The sequence below is a fragment of the Oribacterium sp. Sow4_G1_1 genome (assembly GCF_052116105.1).
Classification (GTDB): Bacteria; Bacillota; Clostridia; order Lachnospirales; family Lachnospiraceae; genus Oribacterium.
Genome location: NZ_JBQKLS010000011.1, coordinates 13,270 through 26,554, shown reverse-complemented (window position 1 = coordinate 26,554; position 13,285 = coordinate 13,270). Strand labels below are relative to the sequence as shown.

Annotated in this window: 11 protein-coding genes; 4 read left to right on the top strand and 7 right to left on the bottom strand. The window is 55.6% G+C overall.

Annotated elements, in window-relative coordinates:
• Nucleotides 1–199: 199 nt before the first annotated feature.
• Nucleotides 200–1,117, top strand: coding sequence for a 4-(cytidine 5'-diphospho)-2-C-methyl-D-erythritol kinase (gene ispE, locus ACTQ52_RS08085; RefSeq protein WP_410042706.1), 918 nt, complete (start codon nucleotides 200–202; stop codon nucleotides 1,115–1,117).
• A gap of 26 nt (nucleotides 1,118–1,143) precedes the next feature.
• Nucleotides 1,144–1,860 carry a GntR family transcriptional regulator gene (locus ACTQ52_RS08080; RefSeq protein ID WP_441226414.1) on the top strand — a complete coding sequence of 239 codons (717 nt, stop codon included), beginning with the start codon at nucleotides 1,144–1,146 and terminating at the stop codon, nucleotides 1,858–1,860.
• Nucleotides 1,861–1,945: 85 nt separating this feature from the next.
• On the opposite strand, the gene ACTQ52_RS08075 is transcribed toward ACTQ52_RS08080, so the two are convergent.
• The 4 genes from ACTQ52_RS08075 to ACTQ52_RS08060 form a co-directional block, all read right to left on the bottom strand.
• Nucleotides 1,946–4,273, bottom strand: coding sequence for an AAA family ATPase (locus ACTQ52_RS08075; protein ID WP_441982310.1), 2,328 nt, complete (start codon nucleotides 4,271–4,273; stop codon nucleotides 1,946–1,948).
• Nucleotides 4,274–4,361: 88 nt separating this feature from the next.
• The gene (locus tag ACTQ52_RS08070; RefSeq protein ID WP_441982309.1) at nucleotides 4,362–5,555 is read right to left on the bottom strand and encodes a metallophosphoesterase family protein; all 1,194 of its coding nucleotides are present in this window, start codon (nucleotides 5,553–5,555) and stop codon (nucleotides 4,362–4,364) included.
• 198 nt (nucleotides 5,556–5,753) lie between these two features.
• The gene (locus ACTQ52_RS08065) at nucleotides 5,754–7,199 is read right to left on the bottom strand and encodes a low temperature requirement protein A (RefSeq protein WP_441982308.1); all 1,446 of its coding nucleotides are present in this window, start codon (nucleotides 7,197–7,199) and stop codon (nucleotides 5,754–5,756) included.
• A 207-nt stretch (nucleotides 7,200–7,406) separates the two neighbouring features.
• The gene (locus tag ACTQ52_RS08060) at nucleotides 7,407–8,276 is read right to left on the bottom strand and encodes a phosphoribosylaminoimidazolesuccinocarboxamide synthase (protein WP_441226418.1); all 870 of its coding nucleotides are present in this window, start codon (nucleotides 8,274–8,276) and stop codon (nucleotides 7,407–7,409) included.
• 230 nt (nucleotides 8,277–8,506) lie between these two features.
• Between ACTQ52_RS08060 and ACTQ52_RS08055 the strand changes: the two genes are divergently transcribed.
• Together ACTQ52_RS08055 and ACTQ52_RS08050 are read left to right on the top strand one after the other, a co-directional pair.
• Nucleotides 8,507–9,082, top strand: coding sequence for a CidA/LrgA family protein (locus ACTQ52_RS08055; RefSeq protein ID WP_441982307.1), 576 nt, complete (start codon nucleotides 8,507–8,509; stop codon nucleotides 9,080–9,082).
• Nucleotides 9,082–9,774 carry an LrgB family protein gene (locus ACTQ52_RS08050; protein ID WP_410042820.1) on the top strand — a complete coding sequence of 231 codons (693 nt, stop codon included), beginning with the start codon at nucleotides 9,082–9,084 and terminating at the stop codon, nucleotides 9,772–9,774. Before ACTQ52_RS08055 ends, ACTQ52_RS08050 begins: the two co-directional genes overlap by 1 nt.
• 268 nt (nucleotides 9,775–10,042) lie before the next feature.
• On the opposite strand, the gene ACTQ52_RS08045 is transcribed toward ACTQ52_RS08050, so the two are convergent.
• The 3 genes from ACTQ52_RS08045 to ACTQ52_RS08035 all read right to left on the bottom strand — a co-directional run bounded on the left by ACTQ52_RS08045 (nucleotide 10,043) and on the right by ACTQ52_RS08035 (nucleotide 13,258).
• Nucleotides 10,043–11,140, bottom strand: a complete 1,098-nt coding sequence (locus ACTQ52_RS08045) for a sugar kinase (protein ID WP_410042712.1) — start codon at nucleotides 11,138–11,140, stop codon at nucleotides 10,043–10,045.
• Between the two features lie 174 nt (nucleotides 11,141–11,314).
• Entirely contained in the window at nucleotides 11,315–11,983 is a 669-nt protein-coding gene (locus ACTQ52_RS08040) for an HAD family hydrolase (RefSeq protein ID WP_441982306.1), read from the bottom strand.
• Between the two features lie 498 nt (nucleotides 11,984–12,481).
• The gene (locus tag ACTQ52_RS08035; RefSeq protein ID WP_441982305.1) at nucleotides 12,482–13,258 is read right to left on the bottom strand and encodes a YesL family protein; all 777 of its coding nucleotides are present in this window, start codon (nucleotides 13,256–13,258) and stop codon (nucleotides 12,482–12,484) included.
• Nucleotides 13,259–13,285 lie beyond the last annotated feature (27 nt).

Below are 13,285 nucleotides of genomic sequence, written 5' to 3'. Positions count from 1 at the left end.
GTCGGTGCCGGTTTCGTCATGTTAAAAAGATGACATGTCGTCATCAAAAGTGACAGTCTGTCACTCATGTCAGAGAGTATACTCATCCACTTTTCTTTTGTCAATAGAGCAGAGGAGCGCTTGCTTTAAACGTCGGGATGCCCTAAAATAAGAGTAATGTATACAAAGGCCAAAATACAAATCAAGGAAACAGGGAGTTATGAATCATATCAAACTTCAGGCATATGGAAAAATCAATCTGTCGCTCGACGTGCTGCGGCAGCGCCCGAACGGTTATCATGATGTTCGCATGATCATGCAGACCGTGAAGCTCCACGACAACATCGATATCGAGCGCACCGACAGGCCGGGCATCGTGCTGAAAACCAATCTGCCGTTTCTGCCGGTCAACGAAAACAATCTCATGTACCGGGCGGCGAAGATGCTGATGGACGAGTTTCATCTCGAGGGCGGTGTGAAGATGAATCTTCGAAAGATCATCCCGGTGGCCGCCGGCATGGCCGGAGGATCTGCGGATGCGGCCACGGTACTGTACGGTATGAACCGGCTGTTTGATCTCCGGCTGAGTCTCGAAGAGCTGAAGAAGCGTGGCGTCCAGCTCGGGGCAGACATCCCGTTCTGTCTCATGCGCGGGACGGCACTTTCCGAGGGCATCGGAGAGATTCTGACTCCGCTCCCGGCACTGCCGGCCTGCTCGATCGTGCTCGCCAAGCCGGCGATCTCGGTATCCACGAAGGCCGTCTACGAGAACCTGCATGTAAACACGCTCCCGGCGGAGGCACACCCGGATGTTGATCAGGTGATCGAGGCGCTGAAGGCGCGGGATGTACGCGCAGTCGCCGGACGGATGGGGAATATCCTCGAAACCGTCACCAGCCGGCAGCATCCGGAAATCGACGCCATCAAAGAGCGTATGATGGCGCTCGGCGCACTGAATGCCATGATGTCCGGCTCCGGCCCGACGGTGTTCGGCCTCTTCGATGATCCCGAAAAGGCACAGGCCTGCTATCAGGCGCTGCTTTCCGCGAAGGAAAGCGGCCTCGCGAAGCAGGTATACCTCACCGAGCCATGGCTGCAGCCATCCAGAACCTCACCGAGCCGTCCGGCTCGCCTGTGAACGACTTTCTTCGGAGGACAAGTACAGTGATGAATGATTTTACAGTAAATATGAATGAATATCTTCCTTTACGGGATCTCGTGTTCAACACACTCCGTCAGGCGATCCTGAAGGGCGAGCTGAAGCCGGGTGAGCGTCTTATGGAGATCCAGCTCGCCGAGAAGCTCGGTGTCTCCCGTACACCGATTCGTGAGGCGATCCGAAAGCTGGAGCTGGAAGGTCTCGTACTGATGATTCCGCGTCGTGGTGCCGAGGTCGCGAAGATCTCCCACAAGAATCTGCAGGATACCCTCGAGGTGCGTGGTGCCCTGGAGGAGCTGGCGACGGACCTCGCCTGTCAGCGGATCACGGACGAAGAGCTTCGTGAGCTGAGCGCAGCCGAGGATCATTTTCAGAAGGTCGTGAAGAACGGCGGCACGGAGATCGAGATCGCCGAGGCCGACGAGGCCTACCATGACATCATCTATAAGGCCTCCGGAAACGAGAAGCTCGTCCAGATGATCAATAATCTCCGGGAGCAGATGTACCGCTATCGTCTCGAGTATATCAAGGATGAGGCGAAGCGTGGCATCCTCGTGCATGAGCACGAGGAGATCCTGCAGGCGATCCGGATCCGTGATCTCATCCGCGCGAAGACACTGATGAAGGAGCACATCGATAATCAGGAGATGACCGTTTCGCAGAACCTCGTTGAGGAAGCAGAGGCCACTTCGGAAGTTGGGAAGAAAACAAGAAAACGTTAAAAAAGACGACCGCGCTGCATCTTCAGTATGTAGCGAACAGAAAAACCACCGTACAGCCTGCGTAAGGCTTGTACGGTGGTTTCTTTTATTTACGGCTATCATGACAGGTGAAGTAAATCACCTGGTGGTCACGGGCGATGGCCTCGAGGAAGCGCATGCCGCCCTCGACCTTCGGCGGATCGAGGTTGATGAACGGGTCATCGAGGAGGATGAACGGCTTCTCCTCCTTATACATGGCGTCAATGAAGGCCATGCGCCGCGCGAGCTCCACGAGGTTCCGGTAGCCGGCAGAAAGAAGCTCCGTATTACGTGCCTCCCCTTCTGCGAGGAGATGCACGTTAAAATCCGCATCCATGCGGAACGGAATCGCCGACGGCGAGGAGACGACCGCTTCACTGCCTGCTGCTGTGTCCGTCAGCGAAGACGTCACGTGTGCTGTCCCGTTGCCAGCAGGCGCATCCATTCGCGCTACCGTTCCGCCCGGGGTAGTCACCAGCGCTTCGTCCGAGGCATTGGACAGGATACAGTAGTACTTCGTGAACGCATCCATCATCGGGTCCATGTACTGCTTCGTGAAGTCGTTCCGTGCCTTCGTGAGGTGGTCGCGGACGAGCGTCAGCAGATGGTGGCGCTGCTCCATCGCCGCGAGATCCTCGAGGGCCTGCTGTGCATGCCGCTCCATCTCGTACAGCTCCTCAAGTCTGCGCTCCGCTGTTTCCTGTTCAGCGGACAGCTGCTGGATACGGGCCTCGAGCGCTTCGAGCTGTGCCCGCAGCGTCTGCATCTGCTGGCTCAGCGCTGCGAGACTCTCCGCTGCCTCCGCCGGTCTCTGGATGGCGCGCAGCTTTTCCATATCATGGCTCTGCTCGAAGGCCTCCTGCGCCTGCTGCCGCTTCGAAAGCTCGATAGCGATCGTTCGGATATCCGTAAGCCGGCTGTAGCTGAGCATGTCCGTGCCGAGCCGGCGAAGCAGGGCTGCCCGGTTCGGGTGTCTTCGGTCAATGTCATCGCCGTCGACATCCTCCCCCTCCGCCGCGGTGGGATCATCCGCAGCGGCACTGTAGTCCATCTCCGGATAGAAACGGCCCAGAAAGCGGTTCAGCTCCTGGTTCAGGTGCTCGAGCTCCACACGCATATTCTGCAGCGCGGCCATGCGCTCCTGATCATCACTCCTCGTTCCTGTGCTTTTCACGAAGCGAGCGGCAGACAGCAGCAGCGCAAGCGCTCCGAGACCGAGCAGCACGACACTCGGCATGATGTTTCCGCCGAAATGAAGAAGACAGTACACACCGAGGAGCAGCAGAAGGAGGGACAGCAGCAGTCCGGCGAAGGCGCGTGTCTGCTGTGTACTCTTCTTCGGCGATGCCTTCCGTCTCCGACGGCCGCCCTGCTGCTCGAGGCCGGCGATGCGATCCGCCAGCCAGGCGATGCGACCGAGACGCTTCTCCGCGCCGCGCATCTCGGCTTCCGATGGGAGTCCGCTTCGGAAGGTCTCCTGAAGACGCCGCAGCGCCCGCTGCAGCTGCTGTGCCCGCTGCTCTCCGCTCAGCGTATCGAAGGAAGCACCGAGGTAACGCCGCTCCTGCTCCAGGAGCCGTGTCAGGCTGTCGCTGCGATCCGCGCACAGGCGGTCATACTCCATCCGGTCGCGGATCGCGTCCTGCTGCTGACTCTGCTGGACCAGTCGCCGGTTCGTGCTTTCCAGCACCGACTGCAGGCGCTGCTTCGTTTCGCGCGCCTTGTGGAGTGCGGCCGCCCCCTCGACCGCCTGCTGCTCTTCCGCTTCCCTGCCGGCACAGCCGTTCTTCAGCTCCTCGAGCTCCAGACGTTTCTTAAAAATCGCACCCGTCCGCCGCGCCGGTGAGAGTGCATTGATCTCATCCTTCAGCTGCTCCAGCACCGCTGCATAACGGTTCATATCCTCCGGATCCTCTGAGACATTACCGATACGCGCATTGATCTCCGAGGTCACGCCGGTTTCGAGCGCCTGCTGTCCGATGAAGCAGGTACGCCGGAAGGAGGTCTCATCTATGCGGAAGAGCTCCTCCCCGATGCGCTCACTGTAGTCCTTCGACGGCAGATTCGTCTCCGCATCGTAAAGCATGAACTGGTCCTGCCCCTTCCGCTCGCCGAAGTGTCGTGTGATGCGGTAGCACCTTCCGTCGTCGAGCGCGAAGCAGAGCGAGCCGCCGAAGCTGCCGCCCTGCCATGGACGGTATTTCTTCCGCTCATTGTCGCTGTCCTGCGCCTTCCGCTCACCGGACAGTCCATAGAACATGACCCGGATAAAGGCCGCCAGCGTCGACTTCCCGAAGCCGTTCTCCCGGAGGAAGACATTGAGCCCGTCCTGGAAATCAAGCTCCAGATTCTGCAGCTTTCCGAAATTTTCGATTTGACAGTTCAGTAATCTCATCTACAAATCCTTCGATTCTCTCTTTCTTTACTGGGCAGCGCGCCTCGGAAGCGCCGCCCGATCCGTCCCGTTCTGCCACGGCCCCCACTCACAGCAGCTCCTCGCCCCGCAGCAGCCGGAGACCTGCTTCGATCACCGCCGCCTTCGTCTGCTCGTCGAGCGTCGCATCCGCCTCGACCGAGTGGACGAACGCGCCCTTCAGCGATTTATCATGCTGATACATCGACGGGTCGATGAAACGCCGTGTCTCATCCACGACCCGAAGGAAGTAAAACATCGGTGCAAGCTGCGTACGGATGAAGTCGAGGCTAAGCTCCACATCCATCGCAAGCGCGCCGCGAAGCTCCAGCTTCACGAGGTCCTGCGCGCGCATGCGCACCCCGGCCCCCGCCTGAAGGATCGCCTCGACGCGCTCCGCCGGGATCTCCGCGATCGCCGGATCCGCACTCGGCGTCCCGGAAAGCAGTGACAGCAGGGCACGCGCACGCCGCACGATCGCCATCGACGAGTCAAGCCCCTGCACCTCCAGCGGCACCGTCCAGAAATGGCGCGTACTGATATCCACGAGCTGACGCCGGAGCTGATGTGTCGCCTCATCGACCTCGAGCAGGACGAAGCCATGCCGCGTACACTCATCGAAGCCACGCCCCTCGAGGCAGCCCGGATAGCACCAGCTTCCGCGCCCGTCGAGGCTTCCCTCCTGGTACTGATGCACATGTCCGAGCGCCAGATAATCGATGGCCTGATGCGCATAGTCCGCGAGATGGATCGTCTCGGTCGACGCACTGTCCTGCGCTGTGCCTTCGCTGACCTGCCCATGGAGGAGGACAATGTTTACATCGGCCTCCTCAAGGCGCAGGGTCTTCGCCGCCAGCTCGTTCAGGGTGCCGGATTCCGTAAACTCTCGGCCGGCGATCACGAGATGATCTGACAGCCGGTACTTCCGCCAGGTGTCCTGGAAGGTATAGAGATTCTCTGGCAGACTCTCCGCCTGGTTCAGAAAGCTGTCCGTGTCATGATTTCCTTTTAAATAGAAAAACGCGATTTCCGGGTGGGTACGTACGCTCTCGAGGACGGCATGCGCCGTCGTCCGGCTCACGGCCGGCCGGTCGAAGAGGTCGCCGGCGATGAGGATCGCGCGCACCTGATGCTGCTCCGCGTACGCGACGAGGCGGAGCCAGGTGCCGAGCAGCTCCTGCCGCCGCTCCCGGGCTGCCGCATCCCCGAGATGCGTACTCATCCGGCTGTCGAGATGCAGGTCTGCACAGTGAATCAGTTTCATAAAAAAACTCCTCTGAAAAGAGAATAATCCGTCAAACAAATGTACGTGACTATTCTAGCATTTCAGAGGAGTGAACTCAATCAGTATTCTACGTTTCATCCGGGGTGCTGCTGTTCAGACGTAGCTCGGCGAACGACAACCGGAAGCACAGTACTCCGAGACCGGTGAAATCTAAGCCGGGGCCCCCGTATCCCAGGTTTACGAGATGTATCCGCCGACCTTCATCTTGCGGAGGCTGCTGTGGTGGATGTGCAACAGGAGCGCGAAGATGCCATATACAAAGACAAGCGTGATAAAGGCACCCACCAGCTGATTATGTCCGGCGAGCAGCATCAGGCAGAGATAAGCCGCCAGGATCGAGAGGACGAAGCCTATGAACTTAAAGCGGTTCGTCCGAAGGTGCTCTTTCGCATAACGCTCGGTCGCCAGCAGGCACAGATAGTAGACGAGCAGCATACTGGTCATCCACATGGTCTTCGGAAGAAGCGGCACCAGCGGGCGAGCGAGGAGCTCGAGCGCGATGGTCGTCGAATTGATCGCGAGGATCATGATGACGTGGATCGCGAGGAAGCCGAGGCCGGAGGTCTTTCTGTGGTGGTCGAGGACATTGTCATTAAAAAAGCCGTAGCTCAGGAACATGCCGATGACGATCAGGAAGGAAATGATGTTCAGAAGCACATTCTTCCCCGCCTCGAAGAAGCTGGCGATGCCGATGATCATCTCACCGAAGGTCAGGATCACGAGCAGCAGATTTCGCTCGGCGAGATGCGGGAAGTCGCACGGTCTCGCCTTATAGGCGCGGAACTCACTGGCCTTTGCGACATAGCCGTAAATCAGCGCAAGCGGCGAGAGCACGACGCCGGTGGTTTCATGCACCGGGATCGACACGAGGATGATGCCGCACTCGATGAGATGATGGACGACATTCGCCCCGAGTATCCTCCGGTCGATGTCATCGAGATGCGGGGCGAAACGCAGCTTATCCCAGCTTCGATACGCGAGGTTCAGCATGATCAGTGCCCAGGCTCCGTGGTAGCGGATATAATGATCGAGCCAGTGGTGGTTCGAGCCGCTCGCCATGTAGTACAGGAGATACATATTAATGAAGATACTGATGTAATCCCGGAGGGCTTTCCGGCCGTAACGGTTGAAAAACATCGTGGTAAACATCCAGACCTGCATGACGACCGCGGTCAGGAAAAGGAAGGTCTGGATCGCACTCATCGGCGGGAAGGAGTGCTCATAGGCATGAAACAGTGCGTTGATCGTACGGAGGCTGTACACGAAGATGAGGTCGAAAAAGAGCTCGACGTACTCGACCTTCTTTTCGACGATGCCGGCGACGGCCTCCTCGCTTTCGTGATTCACGCGGGACCAGATGCGGTAGAGCAAGGAGTTTTCGGCGTTCGGGCCCAGCCCCTCCGCTGCCTGTAATGCTTCATTCTCTGCTTCACCGACGACCTTATTAAAGTATTCGCGTCGGGCATGCTCCTGTTCGTCGATATCGTCGCTCGTGGTGCGGACGAAAAATTCAGACGGTCGACGAATCCGTCCGTCATCGATATTCTCTGTGCGTTCGCCATCGGTATCTACGCCCGGGAGGGATACCACTTCCTCGTCGTTCTCATCGTAATGATCTGCCATGGTGGACTCTCCTTTAATTGTGCTCAATATAAAAAAATTATACAAAAAAAGAGCGTCATGTACATACATGGCGCCCGATGTTTTTGAATTTGTTCAATAAGCAGAATCACAGGATCTGTTATAATCCGACGTCTTCCTTCGCGGTCAGTATCGCGGAAGGGATTCCGGTCCCGGAAACTGCTGAAATCACAGGATCTGTTATAATCCTCAGATTTCCTTGCCGGTCAGCATAGTGTACGCTTCCTTGTAGAGGGCGATGGTCTTATCAACAACCTCCTGCGGAAGGGTTGCGTTGTTGTCCGGGTTTGCCTTCAGCCAGTTACGTACGAACTGCTTATCGAAGCTGGACTGTCCCTCACCCGGCTTGTACTGGTCGAGTCTCCAGAATCTGGAGCTGTCCGGTGTCAGTACCTCATCGGCGAGGAGCACATTACCCTCCTCATCGAGACCGAACTCGAACTTGGTGTCGGCGATGATGATGCCCTTCGAAAGCGCATAGTCTGCGCACTTCTTATATACAGCGATCGTTGCATCCTTGATCTTCGTCGCGATCTCCTCGCCTCTGCCAGGGAATGCCTTCTCGAGAACCACGATGGACTGCTCGAAATTGATGTTCTCATCGTGATCGCCGATCTCTGCCTTCGTCGACGGAGTGTAAAGCGGCTCAGGAAGCTTCGCGCACTCGACGAGCCCCTCCGGGAGCTTCATGCCGCAGATGGTGCCGTCCTTCTTGTAGTTCTCCCAGCCGGAACCAGTGATGTAGCCACGTACGATGCACTCGATCGGGATCATCTCGAGCTTCTTGCACAGTGTCGCTCTGCCCTCAAACTCCGGCTGCTGGAAAAACTCCGGCATATCCTTGTTCTCAACAGAGATCAGATCGTTCGGGATTACATCCTTCGTCAGATCGAACCAGAACTTCGACATCTGGGTCAGAACCTTACCCTTCTCTGTGATCTGGTTGTGCAGGATCACATCAAATGCGGAAATACGGTCGGTTGCGACCATGATGAGCTTGTCTCCGAGATCATAGATCTCACGAACCTTGCCTTCCTTCACTGGCTTAAAATCTGTCATCTTTACCCTCCATATGAAATTGAACGTAGTAAATCATTAACCACCGCATTTTAGTATAATGGAATTTTCACAAAGCACAATAGGGGAAATGCACAGAATCACATACTTTTATATGTACGGGTTATGGCAGTGTCTGGATAATAAATTAACGCTTTACAGCGTCCGTCATGAGCGTATAATGGAGGCCATTGCGTGCACTGATGGACCTATAGTAAAGAAAAGAGACAAGTATGAAGTATGTAAAAGAAATCATGTGGATCATCGCATTCACCTTTCTCGGTGAACTGCTGAACACGCTCCTGCCCCTTCCGGTTCCGGCGGGTGTGTATGGTATGATCCTGCTGCTGATCGCACTGGTGACCGGGATCGTGAAGCTTCCGGAGGTCGAGGGCGCGGGTAATTTCCTGCTCGACACCATGACCATGATGTTCATTCCGGCGGCGGTCGGCATCATGAGTGCCATCGATATCCTGCTCCCGGTGCTCCTGCCGTACCTCGTGATCATCGTCGTGTCGACGGTGCTCGTCATGATCGTCACGGGCCTGACCGCCACCGCGATTCTTCGGCGCAGTGAGTCGAAGGAGGATCAGGCTGCAGAGGACGCCGAGCTTTCACTCGAGCCGCACGAGACCTTCGGCATCGGTCGCCGGACGCTCAGTCCGAACGGTGAGATCGATGGTGCGAACGGCTACCGTGAGATCCTGCACGAGAAGGAAGTGCAGCGCCACGCGTTACAGGCGGAGGCCAATGCTTCCGGCGCTGCACAGATAACTTCCGCGGAAGCGGAGCGAAAGGAGAAGGCATGATGAAGGAAGCACTGCAGAGCTCTGGCTATTTCGGTTTAATCTTAAGTATCTTCTTATTTCTGCTGGCCGTCCGGCTGAAGGCGAAGTTCCGTGTCGCCATCCTGAATCCGCTGCTGGTGTCGACGATCATGGTCATCGCGGTGCTGGTGATCTTTCAGATTCCATATGAGGATTACAAGGCGAGTGCGAATCTGCTCAGCTACCTGCTGACACCGGCGACGGTCTGTCTCGCGATTCCGATGTACAAGCAGCTCCGGCTGCTGAAGGATAATCTGGTGGCGGTGCTGGCAGCGATCACCGCCGGCACGCTATGCTCGATTCTCAGCATTCTCATCATGGGAAAGCTGTTCGGACTGACAGCGGAGCACATCGCCACCCTACTGCCGAAGTCGATCACGACGGCGATCGGCATGGGTGTCTCAGAGGAGGCGGGCGGTATCGTCACGCTGACCGTGGCGGCGATCATCATCACGGGCATCCTCGGCAATATGATCGCAGAGCTGGTCTTCCGGCTTTTCCATATCGATCATCCGATCGCGCGGGGGCTCGCGCTCGGTACCTCGGCACATGCGGTCGGTACCGCGAAGGCGCTGGAGCTCGGTGAGATCGAGGGCGCCATGGGTTCCATCAGTATCTGTGTGGCGGGAATCCTCACCGTGGTGCTGGTGCCGCTCGTGATGAACGTAGCATAAATGTATTCCGAACGCAGAACCGGCACCATAGGGGAACCGCTCACTTAGTTCAAAGTACAGAACCTCATGAAAAGTCCGTGTAGGGCATTACAGATAAATCTGTATGCCCTACACGGACTTTTCATAAGAACCTGTTCTTTGAATGCGCAAGCTGGTTCCCCTATGGCGCCGGTTCTGCTGTGTAATGACATTCGTACAACTGAGTATAACAAAAGCTCCTCTTACCCGAAGGTAAGGGGAGCTTTGTCTTAATGAAGCAAGTCAGGAATTAACGCTGTACACGTGCGCCTGCGCCGCCCATGATAGCTTCTACTTCCTTCTTGGTAGCCATGGTGGTGTCACCCGGAGTGGTCATCGCGAGTGCGCCGTGAGCTGCACCGTAGTTTACAGCCTTCTCCGCATCACCGGTAGTCATGAGGCCATATACGAGGCCGGATGCGAAGGAGTCGCCGCCGCCGACACGATCCATGATCTCGAGGCCCTTGTAATCCGCTGCCTTGTATATCTCGCCGTCTGCCCAGCAGAGTGCGGACCAGTCGTTTACGGTTGCAGTGTGAACGGTACGAAGCGTCGTTGCAACTGCCTTGAAGTTCGGGTAGGTCTTTACAGCCTCGTTGATCATCTTCTTGTAGCCGTCGATATTGAGCTCCTTCAGAGACTCGTCCTGGCCCTCGATCTGGAAGCCGAGGCAAGCGGTGAAGTCTTCCTCGTTACCGATCATAACGTCAACGTACTGAGCAATCTCCTTATTTACCTCCTGCGCCTTTGCCTGGCCGCCGATTGCGGACCACATGGAAGGACGGTAGTTGAGGTCATAGGAAACGATGGTGCCATACTTCTTCGCAGCCTTGATCGCAGCGATTGCGGTCTCGGAAGCCTGCTCAGAAAGAGCTGCATAGATTCCGCCGGTGTGGAGCCAGCGAACGCCGAGCTCACCGAAGATGTAATCGAAATCAAAATCAGCCGGTGTAGCCTTGGAAATAGCGGTGTTTGCACGGTCGGAGCAGCCCTTTGCACCACGGATACCGAAGCCTCTCTCTGTGAAGTTCAGTCCGTTTCTGCATACACGGCCGATTCCGTCGGTGTCCATCCACTTTACGAGGGATGTATCCACACCACCCTGCATCATGAAGTCCTCAACCAGGTGACCGACCTCATTGTCTGCAAGTGCAGTAAGAACAGCGGTCTTTAAACCGAAGCACTTACGAAGTCCGCGGATAACGTTGTACTCTCCGCCGCCTTCCCATGCACGGAAGGATCTGGCAGTTCTAATTCTGCCCTCACCTGGATCCAGACGAAGCATAACCTCGCCCAGAGAAACCGCATCAAATGCACACTCATTTGCTGGTCTTAAATTTAAATCCATAACTTCCTCCATTTAAAACTGTCTGCACTATGCCGACAGAACCTAACTGGTTTACCTGAAAGCGCAGTACCATTTGTAAGCGTTTTCAAAACATTTAAAGTATAGCACAGCCTCTTTTAAGTCATCAAGCATATTGTACTAAATTCAGAACTATTTTCGGTCCAGCCCCTGCTCTCATTTCGAAAGCCGCTGAAGCACCTCCGGGAGCTCGGAGATTTCGTGGATCACGGCCTTCGGGTTAGCGACGGTGCCGAAGCCGTAGCTCGCATAGATAAAGCGGATGCCGGCCTGCGCGGCGCCAGCCTCGTCCATTGCGGTATCGCCGACGTAGACACAGCTCTCCTTCAGAAGGCCATTTCGCTCCATCAGAAGCCGGATGTTGCTGCCCTTTTTCTTTCCGGTTCGTCCATAGCACTCGAAGTCCTGCACATCGCCCTCGACCTCTACCGGTCCCAGGATCCAGCCGGCATCCTCGATGAGGGTCTCGATGTAGCCGTCCTGACAGTTCGACACGATGTACACGCGGTAGCCCTCCTCATGGAGACGCTCGATCGTCTCCATGCAGCCCGGATAGAAATCTCCGCTGTGGGCACGAAGGTACTGGTCCTCGTTCTCCATGCAGTCCTGCATGATCAGCGCCCGCAGCTCCTCCGAGATATCCGGCAGCATCATGCAGCTGATTTCATACATCGTGTGTCCCATATAGCGGTACATATCGTCCACCGTGATCTTCACGTCCTTTGTTTCCGGATGACGGTCCAGCACCTCCTGCCAGGCCGCCGTCACCTGACGCGCCGAGTCCCATAAGGTGCCATCCACATCGAATATCACATTTCTGATCATGCTCTTATCTCCATCTTTCTTTCTGACCGGCGCAGGACCGGGATACCGATTTTTCGGCATCCGTTTCTGCACTTTCTGAAGTGTAGCAGAAGTCTCCGTATTCGAAAAGTCAAATTTGAATTCTGTGTTCATAGTCCGTTCATATTTGAACCTGAATGTTAACAGAATGTTCACGTGCCCCACATACTTTGTTCACCATTGACTTATATATTATAACCAAGATAACAAATAAGTTATCGATTTAAAAAGATTTTTTTCATAATACTCGGGCAGGGATCGAAGGATCACCTGCCCTCCTCCCTTTTATGGGGGATTTTTTTATTTACAGAAAAATCACACGTTAAAAATTCAGCCGGAGAAACTCAAATCGCCGAAGACGAACGAATCGAAAACAGGACCATGCAGAAGCCCGGCAAAACTGCGCCGGAGGCCTCTGTATGGTCCTGTTTTGATTTTTATGTTTTCAGTGCAGGGTTTCTTTTACTTCTCTTTTCTCTGTCATATCTCATCTTCCGATGATTTCTTCAAGCTGGAAATCGCCTCACCGGTTTCTTCGGCAGCCCCCTCCTTCAGAGAGCCATCCATATTGATATCCTCGAGAATCGGGTGCACATCACCGTCGTGGCTGTGATCCTCCTTCGGCATGAACTTGAGAAAGATATGCTCGAACATCGTGGAGTTGATCCAGGCGATCAGTGCGAAGCCCATCAGCATCAGAAACGCGGACAGCCATGGTATATAAAATAAGAGAATATACCATACCAGCAGAATCACGACATCACAGATCAGCATCGAAATCGTGGATCCGAGATAGCGGATCGACATCAGGATGGCATTCAGGATGGTGTTCTTCGTCGTATTTTCGAAACGGCTTAAGACCGGCCATACATACAGGAAGACGAAGCTCCAGACGATGATCATGGCGAGCACGACCGCCTGCAGGAAGAACTTCACCGTACCAGAGCCGGCCATCAGCTGTCCGAAGAACCAGAAATCGAAGCCCAGCACCGCAGCGATCAGCAGCATCGGGATCCAGATGATCGTCGCCTGTCTGAAATTCTGCTTAAACGAGCGGAAGAACATCCGAAAATCACCGTAATCCTCATTCCGCACATACTTCAGCGTGCAGTAGTACAGTGCCGTCGTGGACGCACCGATCGTCACGACCGGAATCGAGCAGACGAGCCACAGAAGGTTCAGCACGATCATATCGCCAAGCCGCCCCATGAAACGCCAGATCGGATTATCATAATTAAAAAAGCTCTGTAACATCATGTCCCCCCTGTTAAAATAATCTCAAAT